Source organism: Actinospineispora eucalypti, from assembly GCF_039543365.1.
Lineage (GTDB): Bacteria > Actinomycetota > Actinomycetes > Mycobacteriales > Pseudonocardiaceae > Pseudonocardia > Pseudonocardia eucalypti.
In genome coordinates, this window is sequence record NZ_BAABJP010000004.1 from 24287 (window position 1) to 45363 (window position 21077).

At 72.1% G+C, this 21077-nt stretch carries 18 protein-coding genes; 11 read left to right on the forward strand and 7 right to left on the reverse strand.

Annotation, left to right across the window (positions count from 1 at the left end):
• Positions 1–115: 115 nt before the first annotated feature.
• Together ABEB12_RS05145 and ABEB12_RS05150 are read left to right on the forward strand one after the other, a co-directional pair.
• A complete protein-coding gene (locus ABEB12_RS05145) occupies positions 116–874 on the forward strand; it encodes a methyltransferase domain-containing protein (RefSeq protein ID WP_185062617.1) in 759 nt (252 codons plus the stop codon).
• A 120-nt stretch (positions 875–994) separates the two neighbouring features.
• On the forward strand, positions 995–1873 hold the full coding sequence (locus ABEB12_RS05150) for a hypothetical protein (RefSeq protein ID WP_345702580.1): 879 nt from the start codon (positions 995–997) through the stop codon (positions 1871–1873).
• 14 nt (positions 1874–1887) lie between these two features.
• Here the strand turns inward: ABEB12_RS05150 and ABEB12_RS05155 are convergent, their stop codons facing one another.
• Positions 1888–2727, reverse strand: a complete 840-nt coding sequence (locus tag ABEB12_RS05155; protein ID WP_185062619.1) for an alpha/beta fold hydrolase — start codon at positions 2725–2727, stop codon at positions 1888–1890.
• Between the two features lie 91 nt (positions 2728–2818).
• Between ABEB12_RS05155 and ABEB12_RS05160 the strand changes: the two genes are divergently transcribed.
• Entirely contained in the window at positions 2819–3421 is a 603-nt protein-coding gene (locus tag ABEB12_RS05160; RefSeq protein WP_185062620.1) for an ABATE domain-containing protein, read from the forward strand.
• Positions 3422–3428: 7 nt separating this feature from the next.
• Positions 3429–4478 carry an esterase-like activity of phytase family protein gene (locus ABEB12_RS05165; RefSeq protein ID WP_185062621.1) on the forward strand — a complete coding sequence of 350 codons (1050 nt, stop codon included), beginning with the start codon at positions 3429–3431 and terminating at the stop codon, positions 4476–4478.
• Here ABEB12_RS05165 and ABEB12_RS05170 read toward each other — a convergent pair.
• Positions 4438–5046, reverse strand: a complete 609-nt coding sequence (locus ABEB12_RS05170; protein ID WP_185062622.1) for a TetR family transcriptional regulator — start codon at positions 5044–5046, stop codon at positions 4438–4440. The two genes, ABEB12_RS05165 and ABEB12_RS05170, sit on opposite strands and share 41 nt — an antisense overlap.
• A 1-nt stretch (position 5047) precedes the next feature.
• The gene (locus tag ABEB12_RS05175; protein WP_185062623.1) at positions 5048–6487 is read right to left on the reverse strand and encodes an aldehyde dehydrogenase family protein; all 1440 of its coding nucleotides are present in this window, start codon (positions 6485–6487) and stop codon (positions 5048–5050) included.
• Between the two features lie 329 nt (positions 6488–6816).
• Between ABEB12_RS05175 and ABEB12_RS05180 the strand changes: the two genes are divergently transcribed.
• Complete coding sequence (locus ABEB12_RS05180; RefSeq protein WP_185062624.1) at positions 6817–7584, forward strand: maleylpyruvate isomerase N-terminal domain-containing protein; 768 nt, start codon at positions 6817–6819, stop codon at positions 7582–7584.
• Between the two features lie 279 nt (positions 7585–7863).
• On the forward strand, positions 7864–9525 hold the full coding sequence (locus tag ABEB12_RS05185) for an HNH endonuclease signature motif containing protein (RefSeq protein ID WP_185062625.1): 1662 nt from the start codon (positions 7864–7866) through the stop codon (positions 9523–9525).
• A gap of 89 nt (positions 9526–9614) precedes the next feature.
• Here ABEB12_RS05185 and ABEB12_RS05190 read toward each other — a convergent pair whose 3' ends face one another.
• On the reverse strand, positions 9615–11096 hold the full coding sequence (locus ABEB12_RS05190) for a flavin-containing monooxygenase (RefSeq protein ID WP_345702581.1): 1482 nt from the start codon (positions 11094–11096) through the stop codon (positions 9615–9617).
• Between the two features lie 93 nt (positions 11097–11189).
• Between ABEB12_RS05190 and ABEB12_RS05195 the strand changes: the two genes are divergently transcribed.
• The gene (locus ABEB12_RS05195) at positions 11190–12422 is read left to right on the forward strand and encodes a helix-turn-helix domain-containing protein (protein WP_221498213.1); all 1233 of its coding nucleotides are present in this window, start codon (positions 11190–11192) and stop codon (positions 12420–12422) included.
• A gap of 112 nt (positions 12423–12534) precedes the next feature.
• On the opposite strand, the gene ABEB12_RS05200 is transcribed toward ABEB12_RS05195, so the two are convergent.
• A complete protein-coding gene (locus tag ABEB12_RS05200; protein ID WP_185062627.1) occupies positions 12535–13314 on the reverse strand; it encodes a methyltransferase in 780 nt (259 codons plus the stop codon).
• A 94-nt stretch (positions 13315–13408) separates the two neighbouring features.
• On the opposite strand from ABEB12_RS05200, the gene ABEB12_RS05205 reads away from it, so the two are divergent.
• Positions 13409–15349 carry an MFS transporter gene (locus ABEB12_RS05205; protein WP_185062628.1) on the forward strand — a complete coding sequence of 647 codons (1941 nt, stop codon included), beginning with the start codon at positions 13409–13411 and terminating at the stop codon, positions 15347–15349.
• Here ABEB12_RS05205 and ABEB12_RS05210 read toward each other — a convergent pair.
• Positions 15346–16257 (reverse strand): LysR substrate-binding domain-containing protein, encoded by a 912-nt coding sequence (locus tag ABEB12_RS05210; protein ID WP_185062629.1) that lies wholly within the window; start codon positions 16255–16257, stop codon positions 15346–15348. The genes ABEB12_RS05205 and ABEB12_RS05210 overlap by 4 nt on opposite strands.
• Before the next feature lie 73 nt (positions 16258–16330).
• Here ABEB12_RS05210 and ABEB12_RS05215 point away from each other — a divergent pair, with 73 nt between their 5' ends.
• The 3 genes from ABEB12_RS05215 to ABEB12_RS05225 all read left to right on the forward strand — a co-directional run bounded on the left by ABEB12_RS05215 (position 16331) and on the right by ABEB12_RS05225 (position 20017).
• Positions 16331–17593 carry an SRPBCC family protein gene (locus ABEB12_RS05215; RefSeq protein ID WP_185062630.1) on the forward strand — a complete coding sequence of 421 codons (1263 nt, stop codon included), beginning with the start codon at positions 16331–16333 and terminating at the stop codon, positions 17591–17593.
• Positions 17594–17669: 76 nt separating this feature from the next.
• Entirely contained in the window at positions 17670–18824 is a 1155-nt protein-coding gene (locus ABEB12_RS05220; protein WP_185062631.1) for a peptidoglycan bridge formation glycyltransferase FemA/FemB family protein, read from the forward strand.
• The gene (locus tag ABEB12_RS05225; RefSeq protein ID WP_185062632.1) at positions 18821–20017 is read left to right on the forward strand and encodes an ATP-binding protein; all 1197 of its coding nucleotides are present in this window, start codon (positions 18821–18823) and stop codon (positions 20015–20017) included. Before ABEB12_RS05220 ends, ABEB12_RS05225 begins: the two co-directional genes overlap by 4 nt.
• 6 nt (positions 20018–20023) lie before the next feature.
• Here the strand turns inward: ABEB12_RS05225 and ABEB12_RS05230 are convergent, their stop codons facing one another.
• Positions 20024–21022 (reverse strand): mechanosensitive ion channel domain-containing protein, encoded by a 999-nt coding sequence (locus tag ABEB12_RS05230; RefSeq protein ID WP_185062633.1) that lies wholly within the window; start codon positions 21020–21022, stop codon positions 20024–20026.
• Positions 21023–21077 lie beyond the last annotated feature (55 nt).

Genomic DNA, 21077 nt, shown 5'->3' on the forward strand with positions numbered 1-21077 from the left:
ACCGGGCGGCGGGAGACCGCCCGGGTGCGGCGTCCGAGCAATCTTTGGACCGGCACCCCAGAAACGGGGATTGACACACGTCGAAGCGTCCACCCACAAGCAGTAGATTCGGCGGGTGAGCTTCGACGTCGCGGCGGACGCCTACGGGCGGTTCATGGGTCGGTACTCCGAGCTGTTGGCGGCCGAGTTCGCCGAGCTGGCCGGCGCACAACGTGGTCAGCGGGCGCTGGACGTCGGCTGCGGTCCCGGTGCGCTCACCGCCCGGCTGGTCGACCGGTTGGGCGCCGAGGCGGTCACCGCGATCGACCCCTCGGAGTCGTTCGTGGCCGCGACCCGCGCGCGCCTCCCCCAGGTCGACGTGCACTCCGGCGCCGCCGAGCGACTGCCCTTCCCCGACGGCTCCTTCGACCTGGTGCTGGCCCAGCTGGTGGTGCACTTCATGGCCGACCCGGTGGCGGGGCTGGCCGAGATGGCCCGGGTCGCCCGGCCCGCCGGCCTGGTCGCGGCGTGCGTGTGGGACCACGCCGGCGGCACCGGCCCGCTGGCCATCTTCTGGCGGGCGGTCCGCGACCTCGATCCCGGCGCCCGGGACGAGTCGGAGCTGGCCGGTGCGCGGGAGGGCCACCTGGCCGAGCTGTTCACCTCGGCCGGCCTGCGGGACGTCGAGACGTCGCTGCTCACGGTCCGGGTCGGGTTCACCGGCTTCGCCGAGTGGTGGGACCCGTTCCTGCTCGGGGTCGGGCCGGCCGGCAGCTACGTCGCGGGCTTGGACGAGGGGCGGCGCGAGGCGCTCCGGGCCCGGTGCGAGCAGCTGCTCCCGCCCGCGCCGTTCGAGATCCACGCCTCCGCCTGGTGCGCGCGGGGCCGGGCGTGACCCTGCGCCGAACGGTGTAACAAGTGCGACGGCAGTGAAGAATCAGTAACAACCACTGCCCGTGGTGCGCCGGTGTGGCAGCGTGCGCTTCGCAGCGGCCAGGCGGCGGAGGGCGAAGGCATGGCCACGGGCGGACGACGGGCGAAACCGCGCGCCGCGGCGGTGATTCCGGCGCTGGTGTGCCTGCTCCTACTGCCCCTGGCGGCCTGCGCCGGAAGCGGCGGGAACCCGCCCGCTCCGGCTCCGGTCACCACGCCGACCGAGGAGCCCCAACCAACCGAGACCGTGGTTCCGGCTCCCGGCCCGACGCGACAACCGTCGGGCGACGCCCCGCACCAACCGGCGACGCGGGAAACCGCCGATGACCGGTTGAGGGCGTTCGTCGAGGCTTGCGACAAGGGCGTGGAGGACTGGCGGAGCGGGCAGTTCGACCATCCCGGCGAGATGACGCTGGAGGTCAACCAGAGCTCCACCTACGTGGCCGCGGTGGATATCCGGGAAACCCCGCAACCGGCCGAGCTGGTGCTGCCCGGCGTCGGTGCGCAGGGCGAACCGGTGGCCGTGCAGTGCGTGCTGAGCGCCCGGCTGATGCCGGTCGGGGACGGCCTGGAGGTCCAGGACGGGTCGTGGATCATGCGGCAGTTCACGCCGACCGGCGTGCTCAACTGGTCGTGGTCGGTCAAGGCGCTCCGGCCGGGCGAGAGCCAGCTGCGCCTCGAGCTGCAACCCGCGCTCAGCGCCCGGGAACCCGGGACCGGCGCGCTCATGCCGCCGGAGCATCCCTCACGGGTCACGGCCTTCGTCACCCGGGTACACGTGAACGCGAACGCCCTGCAGCGGTCCGGCCAGTGGTGGAAGGACAACTGGCCGATCCTGCTCATGATCGCCACCGGACTCGGCGCCGCGGTGCTCGGCCTCATCCGGTGGGGCGGCACGCTGGGCCAGACCATCCGCGAGGCGCGCCAGAAGTGGCGGGGCGACGGCGGCGCGGCACCCTGAGCAGTCTCGGTCGGCTACAGCAGGCCGAGCACGGTCGCCACGATGGCTTCCGGTGCGTCCTCCTGCACTAGATGGCCGGCCTCGGGAATGAGCCGGAACTCGGCGTTCGGAATTCGTTCGGCCAGTTGCCGGCCGCGGTCGTGGGGAATCCAGGCATCCTGTTCGCCCCACAGGATCGAGACCGGGCAGCGGATCTCGCCGTAGCGGTTCTCCACCTCGTCGGTGAACCGGTCGCTCATCTGCGCGACCTGGCGGTAGAACGCCGCCTGCCCCCGCTCGCCCAGCCAGGGGTCGAGGTACAGCCGCAGGTCCTCCTCGGCCAGCGGCCGGTGCGCGGCCCCCTGGATGTAGGCCCGAACCGAGGCCTCGTGGATGTACGCCGGCAGGCCGGTGAACGCCTCCTCGTGGTGCAGCGCCGCCTGCACGAACGGCGAGCCGGACGGGCCGATGGCCACCGGGTCGACCAGGGTCAGCGAGCGGTAGGCCCGGCCGTTCAACACCGAGGTACGCAGCGCGGTCGCCCCGCCGAAGTCGTGCGCCACGACGTCCGGCCGGTCCAGCCCCCAATGGTCGAGCAGCGCCGCGAACAGCCGGTTCTGCACGCCCAGCGAGACGTCCTGACCCGTGCGCATCTCCGAGCGCCCGTAGCCGAGCAGGTCGAAGTAGTACACCCGCCGGTGGTCCGCGAGGTACGGGGCGATCCGGCGCCACACCACCGAGGAGAACGGCGTCCCGTGCACCAGGACCAGCGGCGGCCCCTGCCCGATCGCGCCGAATCGGACCTGCTGGCCTTCGAAGTCGAACACCTCGGGCAACACCCAGCTCGGGGCCGCCACCTGCGCGGTTGATGCCATGCTAACCTCAATCACTATCGATTCCGGTTAGTACAGACGGTACGGCGAGCCGAGCCCCGGGCGCAAGCCCCGGCCGAGACGCGAGGTGGCGGTGACGACCTGGACGGCGAAGAACTTCGTCGGCGGGCACATCAGCCTGGACTTCGTCAACACCGCCGGTGGCCGCACGAAGGACCGGGACGCCGAGCGCCTGCCGCACTACCCGGACGCCGTCGGCTGGGCCCGGGCCGCCGGCGTGGTCGACCAGGCCGAGGCCGGGCGCCTACTCGGCTCACCCGGGCCCGGCGGGCCGGATGCCGTCGCCCGCCTGCGCGCCCAGAGGGAGGCGCTGCACGCCTACCTGCTCGCCGGGATCGACGGCGTCGAGGCACCTCCGGAGGCCCGCGCGCGGGTGGAGGCCGACCTGCGGGCCGCGCACGCGGCGGCGCGGCTGTCCCCGGACCCGGCCGGCCCCGACGTCTGGTCGATCCCGCTGACCTCGGCGGGCCTGGAAGTGATCGGACTCCGGCTCGGCCTGGCGACCAGCGCGCTGCTCATCGGGACGGACCGGCGCAACATCCGGATCTGCGGAGCCTGCTCGTGGATGTACCTCGACCCGTCGCCGAGCAAGCGGCGCCGCTGGTGCTCGATGGCCGCCTGCGGCAACCGGACGAAGGTCCGCCGCCACGCGGACCGGTCCCGCGGCACTGCATGATTGTCCGGTGAAGTCCCGTATCCCGCTCGGACTGTTGTTGCTCGGGGTCGTGGCCGGCTGCGGCACCTCGAGCCCGCCCCCGCCGGCCAGCGCCGCGCCCGCCCAACCCGGCCCCTGCTCCCCCTCGGTACGGATCGACGGGTTCTCCGACGAACTGGACCAGACCGACTTCCAGGGCCACTTCGTCGGCAACTTCTCCGGGTTGGCCACCCAGCCGGACGGCGGCATCCTCGCGCTGTCCGACCGCTCGGTGCTGTTCACCCTGGACGGCCGCACCCACCGACCCGTCGCCGCAGTGCCGCTGACGGACGAGAACGGCCAGCCGCTGGACTCCGAGGCGATCGCCAGGGACCGGGACGGCACCCTGCTGATCACTTCGGAGACCGAGCCGTCGATCCGCCGGTACACCGCCGACGGCAAGCCGCTCGACCGGCTGCCGGTGCCGGCACCGCTGCTGGTCGCCCCGGCCGGACGGGCGGTCACCAACGGGACCTTCGAGGGCATCGCGCCGCGGCCGGACGGCACGCTGGTCGCCTCGATGGAAGGCCCGCTGTCCGGCGACGACCCGATGCTGCGCCGGTTCCAGACCTGGACCCGGTCGGCGGACGGCCGCTTCACCCCGGCCGCCCAGTGGGCCTACCGGATGCACCTGCCGTCGGCGGGCGTCTCGGAGCTCGCCCCGACCGGGGACGGGCGGCTGCTCGTGCTGGAACGCGGCTTCGTGCGCGGCACGGGCAACACCGTCCAGCTCTACCTGGCCGACCCGGCCGGCGCGCCCGACGTGAGCGGCACCGACCGGCTCGACGCGGCTACCCCGTCGATCGGCAACACCCAGTTGGCCGACCTGGCCAGCTGCCCGTCCATGGGCGCCACCAGCCCGGAACCCCAGGTGAACCCGCTGCTGGACAACATCGAGGGCGCCACCGTGCTCGGCCGGGACCCGGACGGCGCGCTGCGGCTGCTGCTGGTCAGCGACGACAACCAGAGCGCGGACCAGATCACCCGGCTCTACTGGTTCACCGTTCGCCTGCCGCATCCGCCGGGCACAGGCGGGTGAGTAGCGCGAACGCCCGGTTGACCTCCGCGAGGGGGTCGGCCTCCCCCGGCGCGGCGCGCAGCCACTCGTCCAGCGCGGTACGGAAGGCAGCCACGGAGACCCGGGCCAGCAGTGCCGCCCGCATCGGGTCCAGCTCCGGCCGCCGCTCGGCCAGCAGCTCGGCCAGCGCGTCCTCCCAGCGCGCGTGTTTGAGCAGGCTGTACGGGCGGAGGCTCGGGCTGCGCTCGATCATCTCGATCACCGAGCGGATGTCCTCCGAGGAGCCGCCAATGCTCGCGCACATGGCGGCGAACGCCGCGTGCAGCGAGGTCAGCGGCTCCTCGGCGAGCGGGCGGGTGCGCAGCGCGGCGGTGAGGAGCGAGGTGGTGCCCCGCGCCCACTCCATCACGATGTCGCCCTTGCTGCCGAAGTAGCGGAACAGGGTGCGCCGGGAAACCCCGGCGGCGTCGGCGACCTCGTCCACCGTGGTCGCGTCGAATCCCCGTTCGGCGAACAGCCGCATGCCGGCCGAGACCAGCTCGGCCCGCTGCCGCCGTTGCCGCCGCTCCCGCAGCCCCAACTCGGTCATCTCAGGCGGGCGCGCCCATGACGGCCTTGACCTCGGTGAACTCCTCGAAACCGAGCTGGCCCCACTCGCGGCCGTTGCCGGACTTCTTGTAGCCGCCGAACGGTGCGGTCGGGTCCAGCGGGGCGCCGTTGAGGTGCACCATGCCGGTGCGGATCCGGGAGGCGACGCGGAAGGCGTGCTCCGGGTCGCCGGACTGCACCGCTCCGGAGAGGCCGTACTCGCTGTCGTTGGCGATCTTGATGGCCTCCTCCTCGTCGGAGTAGCGCAGCACCGAGAGCACCGGCCCGAAGATCTCCTCCTGCGCGATGCGCATGTCCGGGGTGACCCCGGCGAAGACGGTGGGGCGCACGAAGTAGCCCTTGTCCAGCCCGTCCGGCAGGCCGGTGCCGCCGGCCTCGACCGTGGCGCCCTCGTCGATGCCGGCCTGGATGAGCGACTGGACCCGGTCGAACTGGGTCTTGCTCACCAGCGGGCCGAGCACCGTGGTCTTCTCCCCCGGGTCACCCGTGGTGACCTTCTCGGCCTCGGCCTTGAGCAGCCCGACCAGCTCGTCGTACTGGTCGGCCTGCACCAGCAGCCGGGTCGGGGCGTTGCAGCTCTGCCCGGTGTTGAGGAAGCACTGGCTGATCGCGCCCTTGGCCACCGAGGCCAGGTCGGCGTCCGAGAGCACGATGTTCGCCGACTTGCCGCCCAGCTCCAAGGACACCTTCTTCACCGTCTCGGCGGCTGCCTTGGACACCTGGATGCCGGCGCGGGTGGACCCGGTGAAGGAGACCATGTCGATGTCCGGGTGCGAGGACAGCACGCTGCCCACCGTCGGGCCGTCGCCGTTGACCAGGTTGAACACCCCGGCCGGGACGCCGGCCTCGGCCAGGATCTCAGCGAAGATCACCGCGTTCAGCGGGGCCACCTCGCTGGGCTTGAGCACCATGGTGCAGCCGGTGGCCAGCGCCGGGCCGACCTTGCAGGTGATCTGGTTGAGCGGCCAGTTCCACGGCGTGATCAGCCCGCACACCCCGGCGGGCTCCCGCAGCAGCGTGGTGCCGCCCCGCTTCTCGGCGAACTCGTAGCCCTCGAGTACCTTGGCGGCCGTCATGAGGTGCCCCAGGCCGGCCGGGACCTGCGCCCGCTGCGCCAGCATCACCGGCGCACCCATCTCGGCGGTGACCGCCTCGGCCAGGTCGCCCATCCGCTTCTGGTACGCCGCGATGACCGCGTTGAGCACGTCGAGGCGCTCCTGCTTGGTCGTCCGCGACCAGGAGTCGAACGCCTTCTTCGCCGCCGCGATGGCCAGCTCCGCGTCCTTCTCCGTGCCGAGCGCAATCTGGGTGACCGGCTCCTCGGTCGCCGGGTTGATCACGTCCAGGCGCTCCGAAGAGCTGGGGGCGACCCACGCTCCGTCGATATAGAACTTGGTGGCGTTTGCGTAGAGGTCTGTCATGGGGTGGAGATTAGTGGCATCGAGTGCCACTTGTCACTGAATGCCACGAGAATGGGTCACGCTCAGCGGACCGGATCGCCGGCCTCCCAGGTGCGCGCGTGCTCCAGCAGTGCCTCCCGGAGGCGGACCAGCCGTCCGGCTCGGCGACGGTCTCCCGCGGCGCGTCGAGCCGGTGCGGCATGTCGAACAGCACCGCGTCCTCCTCGCGTTCGAAACAGGCGGAAGAAGGTGCTCGCCGAGTAGTCGGCGGTCAAGACCGAGTCGGGGCGACTGCGGTGCCCCTTTCATTTCGGCCTGGGCCGAAATGTTTCGCCGTTAGCGTGTACGCCATGACAAGATCGACCACACGGCCGACAGAAGCCGAAGAGTTCCTGACCGCGCTGCAGGACACGCCACCACACGCGCTGACCGCCTGCCCGGAATGGACCGTGCACGACACCGGCGCCCACCTCGCAGGCATCTACGAGGAAGTAATCCGCCACGTCCAAGCCTACGCCGCGGGCACACCGCTGACCACGACACGCAGCTTCGAAGAGCGTGAAGCACCATTCAGAGAACTCAGCGCACCCCAACTGCTCAACATCGTCGACCGCGAAGAACAGCGCATGCGCCAGGAGATCCACGCTGTCATAGACGAAGAACCAGACGCCACACTATGGTGGACCGGCCGATGGATGCGCGTCGACGCATTCCTTTCCCATCTGCGCAACGAATGCGCAATCCACCGATGGGACATATACGGCGACGACGAAACCAACATGAAGTTGCTACAACAATTCGACCTTTTCAAACACGCCGTAACCAACATCGGCCCCAAGCCACTGTGCGCACGCGGCATCAACAAATACGGAGCCGAACTGTCAGGCTTGTCAGCCCGGATACGAACCGAAGGCCTACCCGACCTACACATCACAATCAGCGGCACCGTACCCACAATGGAGATCGTCGACCCAACCGACGAACCCACCATCAGCGGCGACCAAGAAGCACGCCTCCTACTCCTCTGGGGACGCTCACCCACACCAGCCACCCGGCTCCAAGCCACCGGCCCCCACGACACCGTGCTCCGCCTACGACGCCTGCTCTCCGGCTACTAATGCTTCGATCCGACACTCTGCCCCGCCCGCTGGGCCATCGAGGTCACCTTCTCCGATGCCAAACACACCACCGGCGTCGGCGAAGCACGCAACCGCACCCGCGTCTACCAGGACATGCTCGTCAAGCTTCGTCGCGTGTTGATCGCCGCCCAATATCGTGCACACCAGGCAGCTGACGGCGACCCCGCTAGAAATCCAGGCTATCCGCCTGGCCTGGGCCGATGCCGCGGCATGACCACGAAACACAAGCTGTCGGTGGACCAGGTTATAATCGAACGTATGAGCGACGGCACCGTGCTCGGCGACTGGCTGGCGGGTCTCCCCGCCGGGCCAGAACTGGCTGCCGCCCTGGACTCGGCCGACCCGAGGTCGGTGCCGAACGGGTCGATCATCCAGTACCTACAGGCGTGTGACCGGCAGCTGGCGCACACCGAAGCGCTGCGCCTGGCCGCGATCGCGTCGGTGTTGGAACGGGACACGGACGCCGGGGCGGATTCGGTGGCGCGGTTACCGGAGCCGGACCGGTTCGCCCCTGACGAGGTGCGGGCCGCGCTGGCCCTGACTCCCCGACGGGCGGTGGTCGAGTCGGAGTTCGCGCACGACGTGTGCCGGGCGTTGCCGGCGGTGCATGCCGAGATGTTGGCCGGGCTGGTTGACCGGAGCCGGGCGTTGGTGTTCGCCCAGCATCTGGCCGGGCTGCCCGGCGACCTGGTGGCGAAGGTGTTGGGTGCGTTGCTGCCCGAAGCGCCGGGTTTGGCCACCGGGCAGTTGCGTGCCCGGATCTTGAAGATCATCCTCGCCGGCGACCCGGAGCGAGCGCGGGTTACCTATGAGCAGGCGCTGGCCGGGCGCGCGGTGGTCGGGTACCTGAACCCGGACGGCACCGCGACCATCACCGCTTCGGGGTTGCCCCCGGACGAGGCCGCCGCCGCGACCGAACGCATCGCCCAACTGGCCCGCGCGGCCAAACGCGCCGGGCACCCGGGTCCGGTCGACCAACTGCGCGCTGACATTTACCTGCGGCTGTTGGATGGCCGTTTCCACCACCTCACCCGCACCGAGATGATCGCGGCGCTGCTCGCCGAGGTCCCACCGGCCGACACCGCCGAGACCGAGAACTCGGCCAGCGCCCGACCCGACGGTGGCGAGCCGGAAGACGGCTGGCCGGGCGATCTTGAGCCGGCCGCGCCACCTCGGCCAGCGACCCGTGTGGGCGGGCACCCGGGGCCGGTCGCCGGGATCGAGGTCCGCGCCCGGCTCGACAGCTTGGCCGGGGTCAACGAGCTACCCGGAGAACTACCCGGGTGGGGCCCGATCCTGGCCTCGGTCACCCGTCGGGCGGTGGCCCGTCAGCATCGCGGGCAGTGGCGCTGGGTCATCACCGACCACGACGGCTACCTGATCACCGAAGGCCTCACCCGACACCGGCCGAGTACCGGCCCACCCACTCACCACGCCGACGGCGGGATCGTCGAACTCGCCATCCCCGCCACCGCACTGGCCCGGCTCACCAAAGACCCACCACCCGAGTGGGCTGCGGTGATCAACGACATCGCTACCCAGTGCGCACACACTCGAGGCGATCCGAAAGCCCGGTTGGATAACGCCCCTGAGCGGCGGTTCCCGGGAACCGCGTTACGCCGGCACGTGCAGATCCGCGACCGCACCTGCAGCGCACCGGGATGCCGGCGACCAGCCACGCAGTCCGAGCAGGACCACACCCACGGCCACCAGCACGGTGGCGCCACCACCCGCGCCAATCTGGGACCAGCTTGTCATCACGACCACCAACTCAAACACGACGGAGGCTGGAGGGTCGCCCAGCCCCGGCCGGGACGGTTCACCTGGACCAGCCCACTCGGCCGCCGCTACCACACCCGAGGAGAACGCATCACCGAACCAGAACCACCACAACCAGAACCCGAGCCACCGCCGTTTTAGGCACGGTGGTGGAATCTCGCCCGGGCCAGCACTAGTCGGGGCATCCACCTGCACGGCGGTACAGCTCACCCGGGAGCCGCCCCGAGGAGCTATCCGGTCGCGGCCAGTTCGTTCGCGGTGGCCGGGGCGAAGCGCAGCGCGGGGTCCTCGACCGGGCCGTGGCGCAGCCGGGCGGAGTCCTGCTCGTAGGCCATCGCCGCGGTCCACACGCCCCGGGTGCCGCCCCGGGGGAACAGCCCGATCCGCCGCTGCACGTAGCCGGAGCTGAGGTCGAACAGCGGCAGCCGCTCCATCTCGGGGTCGTCCAGCACCGGGACCACGGTGGCGTCGCCGGTGCGGTCCATGTGGTCCAGCAGGCGGCAGAAGTGCTCACACACCAGGTCCACCTTGAGCGTCCAGGAGATGTTGGTGTACCCGATGGCGAACGCGAAGTTCGGCACCCCGGTGAGCATCATCGACTTGTAGACGGTGGTCTCGGCCGGGTCCACGCGCCGGCCGTCCACGTGCAGGTCGATGCCGCCGAACGGGAGCATGTTCAGGCCGGTGGCGGTGACCACGATGTCCGCCTCCAGCTCGCGGCCGGACACCAGGCGGATGCCGGTCGGGGTGAACCGGTCGATCCGGTCGGTGGCCACCGAGGCGGCACCGCTGGAGATCGCCTTGAACAGGTCGCCGTCGGGCACCATGCACAGGCGCTGGTCCCACGGGTCGTAGTGCGGGCCGAAGTGGGTGTCCACGTCGTAGCCCTTGGGCAGCCGCCGGCGGACGTCGGCCATCAGCAGCCGGCGCATCAGCTTGGGCTGGTTGCGGCAGAGCCGGAACAGTGCCCGGTGCTGCGCGATGTTCTTGCGCCGGATGACCGGGTAGGCGCGGCGGTGCCCGAGCAGCCGGTTCAGCGCGTTGGCGATCGGGTCCTGGGCGGGCAGCGACAGCATGTAGCTGGGCGAGCGCTGCAGCATGGTGACGTGCCCCGCCCGGCCGGCCATCGAGGGCACCAGGGTGACGGCGGTCGCGCCGCTGCCGATGATGACCACGCGCTTGCCCGTGTAATCGAGGTCCTCGGGCCACAGCTGCGGGTGCACCACCTGGCCGGTGAACTCGTCGATTCCCTCGAAGTCCGGGGTGTGGCCGCCGGCGTGGTCGTAGTAGCCGGTGCCGGAGAACAGGAAGCGCGCGCTGAACCGGGCCAGCTCGCCGTCCTCGGTGCGCGCGGTGACCGTCCAGCGGCCGGTGGACGAGGAGAACTCGGCGGTCAGCACCCGGTGCCCGAAGTGGATGTGCCGGTCGATGCCGTACTCCGCGACGGTCTCCCGCAGGTAGGCCAGGATCGCGTCGGCCGGGGCGATGGAGCGCTCGTTGGTCCACGGCTTGAAGCCGAAGCCGAAGGTGGGCATGTCCGAGTCGGAGCGGATGCCCGGGTAGCGGAACAGGTCCCAGGTCCCGCCGATGGCCTGGCGCCCCTCGAGGATGGCGAACGTCCGGCCCGGCGCACCGGTCTTCAGGTGGTAGGCGGCGCCGATGCCGGAGATGCCGGCGCCGACGATCAACACGTCCACATGCCTGGTGCTCACGGTCGTCTCCTCCGCGTCGAGGGTTCGTTGCCTGCCTTCGACACTATGGGCGACGGGTCGCCTCGGACATGTACGACCGCTCATAATTGATGCATGGACATGGGCGAGCGCACAGTCCAGCTGCTCGGCGACGTGGCCGAGCTGCTGCTGGCGGACCTCGAGGAGATCGGCGAAGAGATGGACGCCGCCGAGATAGACCTGACCCCGGCGCTGGGCGCGGACACGGCGATCGCCATGGACATGTCCGCGAGCAACCGGGCCAACGTCCGGCGCATCCTCAGCGCGCTGGCCCGCCGGGACGGCCGGCCGCCGCCGGCCGGCGTGCCGCCCGAGGCGCTGGACGTGGCGCGCACCCTGGTCCGCCGGGGCGTCGACCTGGACGTGCTGTTCCAGGCCTACCGCCGGGGACAGAACGTGGTGTGGAACCGCTGGATGGACTGCGCGGCGCGGGTCGTGCCGCCCGGCCCCGAACTGGTGGAGCTGCTCACCAGCTCGTCGAAGTACGTGTTCGAGTACGTCGACCAGGTGCTGGGGCGGGTGATCGCCGAGGCGCAGCGCGAGCGCGAGGAGGTGCTCGGCGGCGCGCTGGCCCGGCGCACCGAGGCGGTCCGGCTGATCCTGGACGGCGCCCCCATGGACCGGCAGCAGGCCAGCGAGCGGCTCGGCTACCAACTGGCGCGCCGGCACACCGCGCTGGTGCTCTGGGCCGAGCCGGCCGGCGAGGTGCAGGGCGCACTGGAGGCCGCGGCGACCCTGCTGGCCCGGGCGGCCGGGGCGCACCGCCCGCTCACCTTCCCGGCCGGCACCTCCACGCTGTGGGCCTGGCTGGGCAGCCACGGCGAGCCGGCCACCGGCGCGCTGCGCGAGGCCATGACCCGGGCGCGGCCGAACGTGCGGGTCGCGGTCGGCCCCACGCTGGCCGGCATCACCGGGTTCCGCCGGTCGCACGCGTCCGCGCTGGCCATCCAGCGCCTGCTCGCCGGGCACCGGGACGGGGACCGGCTGGCCTTCCACCAGGACCTGGAGGTCACCGCGCTGGCCGCGCAGGACCAGACCCGCGCCGCCGAGTTCGTGGCGGGCACCCTCGGGCCGCTCGCCGCCGACACCCCGTCCGCCACCCGGCTGCGAGAGACCCTGCGGGTGTTCCTGGACGAGGCGGAGAACGCGCCGCGGGCCGCCGCCCGCCTGCACACCCACCGCAACACGGTGCTGCAACGCGTCGCCCGGGTCACCGAGCTGCTCGGCCACCCACCGGGCGAGCGTCGGCTCGCGCTGGAGCTGGCCCTGGAGCTCGCCCACCAGATCGGCCCCCGGGTGCTCCGCTGACGCCTCGGCCGAGGACCGACCGGGCCTCGGTGCAGATGCCCCCGCCGACCGACCTCGGTGCTGACGCCCCGGCCGGCGGACCGACCGACCTCGGTGCCGGGACTGAGCGGCGTCAGCCTTTGCGGCCCAACAGGTGGAAGACCCGGCTGAGCTGGCGGTACGGGTCGCGCCGGCCGGCTTCGAGCTCGACGGCGGCCACCCGCTCGGCATCGGCCGGGTCCAGCTCGGCCCCGCCGAACTCCAGCCAGTCGACGAACAGCCACACGCCGTACCACCGCTGTGGCTCCACACCACGCTCGCGCAGCTGCTCGCCCAGCTCCTCCACCGTGTCGGCCCGGGTGGGCAGGCCCAGCACACCGATCTCGCTCCGGGCGTCGAACGCGGCCAGCGCGTCCTCCCACCGCCGCTCCATCGCCGGGCGCACCGCGCCCGCCCTGGCGTTCCCGGCCATGATCGAGACGACGCCACCGGACTCGGCCGACCGGCACAGCTGGTCGAGCACCGGCTCCGGGTGGTCGAGGTACCCGAGCACGCCGTGGCACAGCACGCCGGCGAAACGCCGGCCGCTCACCGCCTCGACGGCGTTCTCCCCGCCGGCGTGCACCAGCTTCACCCGCCGCCGGACCTCCTCCGGCAGCCGCTCGAGGCGCTGCCCGGCCTTCTCCAGCATCGCCGGCGAGGGGTCCAGCAGCGTCACCTCGTATTCGGCCTGGGCCAGCGGGAACGACTGGTGGCCCGCGCCGCCTCCGACGTCGAGCACGGGTGCCGGCGGCGCCGGGAGATGCTCCAGCAGCTGCCGGTGCAGCACGTAGGTGCGCACGCGGCCCTTCACGGTGGCGTAAGCCCCGTCGGCAAATTGGTCGGCCAAGCCGGCCCAGGTGTCGTCAACCACGGCACCACCGTACAAGTAAGTAGTTAGTAACTAGTAATTAAATCTGGGAGCGGGACTGCTTGCGGTGGAGCCGCCGGAGGGATGTAATCCCGCCGTGGCTGCTCCTCAGGATGTCGTCGACGACGTCGTTGCGCGGCGCCGCGGACTGGCTCGGCTGGTCCCGGCGGCCGGCTTCGGCGCCTGCCCCTCGCACCCCGACCTGCGCGCCGAACCCCGGCCACCCGGCGAGACCACCGAGGGCGCCCGGCGCTGCCAGCGGTGGACCCTGGCCGTGGTCTGCCTGGCCTCGTCGCTGCTGCTGTTCAACGTCACCGCGCCGAACGTGGCCCTGCCCGCGATCGCCGACGAGCTGGGCGCCGGGTTCAGCGCCCAGCAGTGGGTGCTGTCCGCGTACGCGCTGGTGCTGGCGTCGTTCCTGCTCTGCGGCGGGGTGCTGGGCGACCGGTACGGCCGGCGGCGGACGTTCCTGCTCGGGCTGGTTGTGTTCGGCGCCGGCTCGCTGGCCTGCACGCTGGCCCCGACGGCCCCGCTGCTGGTCGCCGGCCGGGTGTTGCAGGGGTTCGGCGCCGCGACGCTGTTCCCCAGCGGCCTGGCCCTGATCGCCGCCGAGTTCTCCGGGGCGGCCCGCGCGCGGGCGATCGGGGTGTGGGGCGCGAGCGTGGCCGGGGCGATCGCCCTCGGCCCGCTGGTGGGCGGCGCGCTGGTGCAGACCAGCGGGTGGCGCGGCCAGTTCGCCCTCGCGGTGGTCCTGGTGCTGCCCACGGCCGCCGTGGGGCTGCGCCACCTGCGGGAGAGCCGCGACCCGTCCACCGCCCGGCTGGACTGGCTGGGCGTGGGCCTGCTGACCGCGTCGCTGGTGCTGCTCATCGTGCTCATCCAGCGGGGCAACGCGGTGGGTTGGCTCGGCCCGGTGACGCTGGGCATGGCCGGTGCCTCGCTGCTGCTGTTCGTCGCGTTCGTGGTGGTCGAGTTCCGGGTGGGGAACCCGCTCATCTCGCCCACCCTGATGCGCAACTCCACGTTCATCGGCGCAACCATCGTCGCGGTGGTGTTCGCCGCCGCCGGCTTCGCGCCGCTGGTGTACCTCACCCTGTTCCTGATGCGGGTGACCGGGTCCGGGCCGACGCTGGCCGGGCTGCAGGTCGCCCCGTTCGCCGTTGCCTCGCTGGTGGTCTCGCTGCTCGCGGCACGGATCGTCAGCCGGCTGGGCGTGCGCTGGACGCTGGTGCTGGGGCTCGCGCTGGGTGGGGCGGGGCTGGCCCTGATGCTCGGCCTCGACCAGGGCTCGGGAGCGCTGCGGCTGCTGCCCGGGCTGCTGCTGTTCGGCATCGGCGGCGGACTGGTCAACCCGACCATGACGGTGGCCGCGCTGAGCACGGTGGACGCCGCGCACAGCGGCATGGCCTCCGGGGTGAACAACACCGCCCGCCAGATCGGCATCGCCGCCGGCATCGCCGGGCTGGGCGCCGTGCTCGAGTCCCGGCTGTCCCATGGCATCAGCACCGCGCTGGCCAGCGGCGGCGTACCCGCACCGACCGCGAACATCGCCGCCCACCTGGCCGCCTCCGGAGACACCTCGACCGCCGCCCGGACGCTCGGACCGGGTGGCGGCGCACTGCCGCTCGCCTACACCTCCTCGTTCGGCGACGCCCTGACCCTGGTGTTCCTGCTCGCCATCGGCATCACCCTGCTGGGCAGCCTGATCACCCTGGTGCTGATCCGCGCGCGGCGCGCACCGGCCGCCGGCCCGGGCTACCAGGTCGTGGGCGACGCCTCCTGCGCCCACCTGGAGCAGATCGCCGACATCCCTCCGGACACCCCGGACGGCTGCGAGGAGTGCCTGCGCGACGGCACCCGGTGGGTACACCTGCGCAAATGCCTGCACTGCGGCCACGTCGGCTGCTGTGACGACTCGCCCCAGCGGCATGCCACCGCCCACTGGGAGCAGACCGAACACCCCGTGGTCCGGTCCTACCAGCCCGGCGAGACCTGGGCCTGGTGCTACCCCGACGAAGCCCTGCTCGAACCCACCTAAACCCCGAGGGGCAGGGACGCACGGACCTGGCGCAGCGCGTCCAGGCCGGCGGCGACGGTGGGCTGCTCCCCCGAGCCGGCGCGCACCGCGGTGATCACGCGGCGGGCCGGAGCGGCGCCGACCGGGATGCGCCGGGTCGCGTGGCCGGGCGGCAGCCCGGCCAGGCGGGGCACCATGGCGACCCCGAAGCCCCGGGCGACCAGTGCCGCGCCGGTGTCCCACTCGTCGGCGTAGTGGGCGATGTCGGGCGCGAACCCGGCGCCGGCGCAGGCCAGCACGACCAGCTGGTGGTAGGCGCTGCCGGGGCTGCCGCAGATCCAGGGTTCGGCCGCGAGATCGCTCAGCGCGACGCCGTCGCGGCCGGCCAGCGGGTGCTCCGGTCCGACCAGGATGTCCAGCGGCTCGTCGTACAGCGGGCTCTGGTCGAACGCCGCCTCGGACGCCGGCGGGATGTCCGGCGTGGCGACCACGACCACGATGTCGCTGTGGCCGGCGGCGAGCAGGTCGAAGGCCAGCGCCGGTTCGGCCTCGCGCAGGTGCAGGCGCAGCGCCGGATGCGCCGACCGCAGGCGTTGCAGGGCCGGCGGGACGACGGCCGCCGCCGCGGTGGAGAAGCCGCAGAACCGCAGCTCGCCGCCCACGTCACCGGCCCGGTGGGCGGCGAGGTCGGCCCTGGCCCGCTCCCACTGGGCGCCGAGGACCTCCCCGTGGGCGAGCAGGATGCGCGCGGCCGGGGTGAGTCGCACCCCGCGACCCTCGGGCTCGAGCAGGACGACGTCGAGCTCGCGGGCCAGGGCCTGCATCTGGTGCGAGGCGGCGGACGGGGTCATCCGGCAGACCCGCGCGGCGGCGGTCACCGTGCCGTGCCGCTCGATCGCCCTGAGGACCCGTAGACGCCGGTCAATCATGTACGAAATGTACAAGATCAGCTGTTCAACTCTTCAATGGACGCGGACAGTCGCCGGTGCCGATACTTCCGGGATGACGCACGCCGAGCTTCCCGCGCGCCCGCTCGGACCGGCCCGGTTCACCGAGGAGGCCACCTACCGCCACACCCGCCGGCCGGTGGAGCTGGCTTCCACGCTGATCCCCGACGCGTACACGTCGCCGGAGTTCTTCGCCCTCGAGCGGGAGAGGGTGTTCGCCACCAGCTGGGTGGCGGTCGGGTTCACCGCCGACCTGGACCGCCCCGGGTCCTGCGTGGTGGTCGAGGTGGCCGGCCGGTCGATCATCGTCACCCGCGACCGGCACGGGCGGCCGCGCGGGTTCCACAACGTCTGCCGCCACCGCGCCACCCGGCTGCTGGACGCCGGCGCCCGCGAGGTCGGCCGGGGCGGGCGCATCCGCTGCCCCTACCACGGCTGGGCCTACGACACCGACGGAACCTGCGTGGGCACCCCACTGTTCGAGGGCGTCCCCGCCGCGGCACGGGCCGCGTTCGACACCTCGGCGGCCGAAGGCTTCGACCGCGCCGACTACGGCCTGCTCGAGGTCGCCGTGGACACTTGGGGCTGCTTGCTGTTCGTCAACCTGGCCGCGGATCCGGCGCCGCTGGCCGCGCAACTGGGCGACCTCGCCGAGCGCCTCGCCGGCCACCGGCTCGACCGGTGGCTGCCGCAACGCCGCCGAACCTACGACGTCGCCGCGAACCACAAGCTCATCGGCGAGAACTTCATGGAGTACTACCACCTCCCCTGGGTCCACCCGGAGCTGAACAAGGTCTCCCGGTTCGCCGACCACTACCGCTGGCAGGGACCGGGCATGTACACCGGCATGTGCACCACACCGGTTTCCCGCAACACCGACACCGGCGGCTGGGACGGGCTCCGGCCACTGGGCTCGCTGCGGGGCGAGGACGCGGAGAGCGGGCGGTTCGTCTGGCTGTTCCCCAGTACCGCGCTGGTCGTGCTGCCCAACCACGCCTTCGTGCTGCTCAACCAGCCGGTGGCGGCCGACCGCACGGTGGAGACCGCCGTACTGCTCACCCACCCCGAGGCCCTGGGCGACCCGGCCGCCGAGGAGGGCCTGGATCAGCTGGAGAAGTTCTGGGACCTGGTCAACCGCCAGGACCTGGAGATCGTCGAACGGGTGCAGCAGGGCATCCGGAACCCGGCCTACCGGGGCGGGCGGATGTGCTTCCGCTTCGAGGAGCCGCTGCACCGCTTCCAGAACATGGTGGTCGACAAGATGCTCGGCATCGACCGGGTGCCAGACGAAGAGCCACGATTCGACGCGGACGGCTAGCACCCCTATTGTCCCGGGAGCCAGCAGAAAGATCTCTTGCAGCCTCCCCGTTACCAATTTGTTAAGGTGTTGGACAATGTCCCGGGCGTATACCGACTTTCCGCGAGCCCTCGAGGACCCTGCCGTTTCCGTAGTCCTCCAATCTGAGCTGGATCCCGGGCTCGTCCGTGAGTGGGACCAGTGCGTCATCGACCATCCCGGCGCCGACATCACCCAGCACGTCGGCTGGGGCCGGCTGCGCAGCAGCGTCGGCTTCGAGCCCAGCTTCCTGCTGGCCTTCCGGGGTGCCCGGCTGGTCGGCGGGGCGCAGCTGCTGCGCCGGCAGGTCCGGCTGGCCGGCGGCATCGGGTACCTCCCGTACGGACCACTGATCTTCGCCGAGGACGGGCGGGCCGAGGTGCGGGACGCGCTGTGCACGGCGCTGCGCGACCTGTCCTGGCTCGGGCTGTCCGCACTGTTCATCCAGCCGCCCGACGGCGCGCACGACATCACCAACGAGCTGTACGACCTCGGCTTCCGGCCCTCGGAGGCCGGGATCGCGCCGCGCGCGTCCACCCGCATCGACCTGACCCAGCCCGAGCAGGAGCTGAAAGCCGGGCTGGGCCGGAAGCTGCGGCGCTGGACGAACCGGTGGGAGCAGCGGGGCGTGCGGGTGCGCCAGGGCGGCGAGGGCGACCTCCCGCTACTCGCCGAGCTGCTGGAACAGACGGCCGAGCGGCACGGGTTCAAGCCGCTGTCACTCTCCTACCTGCGGCGGCTGTACCGGGAGCTCGCGCCGGGCGGGCGGGCCAAGCTGTTCGTCGGCGAGATCGACGGCGACCCGGTGGCCGCGTCGCTGATGACCGCGTGCGGCGGTGTGTTGAAGACCCGGGTGAGCGGCTTCGAACGCTCCCGGTCCACCCTCGAGCTGCGGGCCCCGGCGGCGGTGCGCTGGAGTGCCATCCGGTGGGCCAAGGCCAACGGCTTCGACTACTTCGACTTCGGCGGGATCTCCGAACGGTCCACCGACGCGCTGCTGTCCGGCGAGCGGGTGGACACCGCCGCGCTGCCCGGACCCGACCAGTTCAAGATCAGTTTCGGCGGCTCGGCGTACCGGTACCCGACGCCGGTCGAGCTGATCGGCTCCCCCGCGCTGCGCCACGCCTACCACCTGTCCAAGCACGTGCCGGGCGCCGACCGCGTGCAGTCGGTGCTGCGGGCGGCGTTCCGCGGCGGCCTCGCCGCGCGGTGACCGACGGTCGGAGGCAGCCGGCGGTGGTGGTCGGCGGCCGCACCCAGGCGCTGGCGGTGATCCGTTCACTGGGCGCCGAGGGCGTGCCGGTGATCGTGCTCCGCTACCACGACCAGGACATGGGGCACGGCTCCCGCTGGGTGCGGGAGGTGATCGACTGCCCGCACCCGGAGCGTGACCCGGACGGCTTCGACCGCGTCCTGGACCGGGTCGCCGCGCGGTTCCCCGGCTCGTTGCTGGTCCCGCCATCGGACATCGCGGTGGCCGCCGTCTCGGCCCGGAAGCGGCGGCTGGGCGAGCTGGGTTTCGTCGTGGCGGCGCCGGAGTGGGACGTGGTGAGCACCTGCCTGGACAAGGCGGCCACCTGGGACTTCGCCCGCCGCCACGGGGTGGACGCGCCGGCCACGGTGGCCGTCCGGGAGGCCGGGGACCTGGAGCGGTTCGCCGACGAGGTCGGCTTCCCCGGCGTGCTCAAACCCACCGTCAGCCACCGCTACAAGGCCGTCTTCGGCCGCAAGTGGACCAGGGTGGACAACCTCGAGGAAGCCACCCGGCACCACCTCGAGGCCCGCGCCGCCGGCCTCGAGGTCGTGGCCCAGGAGCTGGTCCCGGGCGACGAGCTGTGCGGCGCGAACTACAACGCCTACGTCTGGGGAGACGACGGCGAGGTGGTCGAGATGACCGCCGCGAAGATCCGCAACTCGCCGTCCGAGACCGGGTCGCCGTGCGTCGCGGTGAGCCGGCGGATCCCGGAGGTGGCCGAGGCCGGGCGGCACCTGCTGCGCGCGCTGGGCTACCGGGGGTTCGCCAACGTGGAGTTCAAGCGCGACGCCCGGGACGGGACCTACAAGCTCATCGAGGTCAACGCCCGGCACAACCTCTCCTCGGCGCTGGCCATCCGGTGCGGGATCAACTTCCCCTGGCTGGAGTACCGCCACCGGATGCTCGGCCGGCCTCCCGTCCAGCCGGACTACGAGGAGGGCGTGTACTGGATCGACGTCACCCGGGACCTCCAGGCGAGCCTGTCCTACCTGCGCCGGGGCGACTACTCGGTCGGCCGGTTCGCCCGGCCCTACCTGTCCGGGCCGGTGTTCGCGGTGGCCTCCGCCCGGGACCCGCGACCGGCACTGATCCGGGCCGGGCGGACGGCCACCCAGGTCCGGCGGAAGCTGGTCGCGCGCATCCGCCGGTGACCGTCGTCAGGTGTGGGCGAGGGTGGGGATGCTGTTGCTCGGCGGCGGGATCTGGGCCTTGATGAACGCGATGGCGACGGCCTCGTGGATCGCCCGGCGGACCACGACCTGCTTGCCCGGCCGGGTGCGGACGGTGAGCCGGAGGGTGACCCCGTCCACCGTCACCGCCTGGACCCCCAGCATGGTGACCTCGCCGAGCAGGTGTTCGGCCATGGGCGACTCGGCCACCGCTGCCTCGGCGGCCTGCGTAGCGGTCTCGGTGGCCAGCGCGATGTTCGCGCCGTGGCCGATGGGCACGTCGACCAGGGCGACCGAGAAGTGCTGGCTGAAGTTGCCGACCCGGGAGATCGTGCCGTTGCGGACGTACCAGAGGGTGCCCTCCACGTCGCGCACCGTGCAGACCCGCAGGCCGATGCTCTCCACCGTGCCGGTGGCCTCGCCCAGGTCGACCACGTCGCCGACGCCGTACTGGTCCTCCAGCATCATGAAGATCCCGGAGACGAAGTCCTTGACCAGGTTCTGCGCGCCGAAGCCGACGGCAACGCCGATCACCCCGGCCGAGGCGATGATGGGCGCGAGGTTGACGCCGAAACCGCCCAGGATCAGCACGAACGCGGTCCCGTAGATAACGAATGTGGTGATCGAGCGCAGCAGCGAGCCGATGGTGGCGGCGCGCTGGCGGCGGCGGGCGAGCAGGAGCGAGCCCGAGCCCTGCCGGGGACGCGAGCTCGTGCGCTCCCGCAACGGGCGCAGCAGCGACGGGGCGCGGCCCTCGCCGATGCCCCGGGTGAGCTGGTGGATCGCCCGGTGGCACACGGCCCGCAGCGCGACCGCGATGACCACGATGAGCAGCAGCTTCAGCGTGCCGTCGACGACGAGGCCCGCGGTGCGGGACAGCCAGCCCTGCCCGGTGAGGTCGAGGGCGATCTGGCACCAGGGGCTCTGGCTGCCACCGCATCCCGGGTCCGGGTTCGGTGGTAGGGCGGGGACGGACGAGAACGGCATGGTCTTGCGACACCTCCGAGGAGTCGGCTGTCGGGGTACCGACTGGCCGGCGGGG

Excerpts from the sequence above, each read along its gene's own strand:
- ABEB12_RS05220 (WP_185062631.1), top strand. The coding sequence starts at position 17,670 with ATGTCCCGGGCGTATACCGACTTTCCGCGAGCCCTCGAGGACCCTGCC.
- ABEB12_RS05230 (WP_185062633.1), bottom strand. The coding sequence starts at position 21,022 with ATGCCGTTCTCGTCCGTCCCCGCCCTACCACCGAACCCGGACCCGGGA.
- ABEB12_RS05175 (WP_185062623.1), bottom strand. The coding sequence starts at position 6,487 with ATGACAGACCTCTACGCAAACGCCACCAAGTTCTATATCGACGGAGCG.
- ABEB12_RS05215 (WP_185062630.1), top strand. The coding sequence starts at position 16,331 with ATGACGCACGCCGAGCTTCCCGCGCGCCCGCTCGGACCGGCCCGGTTC.
- ABEB12_RS05155 (WP_185062619.1), bottom strand. The coding sequence starts at position 2,727 with ATGGCATCAACCGCGCAGGTGGCGGCCCCGAGCTGGGTGTTGCCCGAG.
- ABEB12_RS05185 (WP_185062625.1), top strand. The coding sequence starts at position 7,864 with ATGAGCGACGGCACCGTGCTCGGCGACTGGCTGGCGGGTCTCCCCGCC.
- ABEB12_RS05150 (WP_345702580.1), top strand. The coding sequence starts at position 995 with ATGGCCACGGGCGGACGACGGGCGAAACCGCGCGCCGCGGCGGTGATT.
- ABEB12_RS05180 (WP_185062624.1), top strand. The coding sequence starts at position 6,817 with ATGACAAGATCGACCACACGGCCGACAGAAGCCGAAGAGTTCCTGACC.
- ABEB12_RS05195 (WP_221498213.1), top strand. The coding sequence starts at position 11,190 with ATGGACATGGGCGAGCGCACAGTCCAGCTGCTCGGCGACGTGGCCGAG.
- ABEB12_RS05210 (WP_185062629.1), bottom strand. The coding sequence starts at position 16,257 with ATGATTGACCGGCGTCTACGGGTCCTCAGGGCGATCGAGCGGCACGGC.
- ABEB12_RS05170 (WP_185062622.1), bottom strand. The coding sequence starts at position 5,046 with ATGACCGAGTTGGGGCTGCGGGAGCGGCGGCAACGGCGGCAGCGGGCC.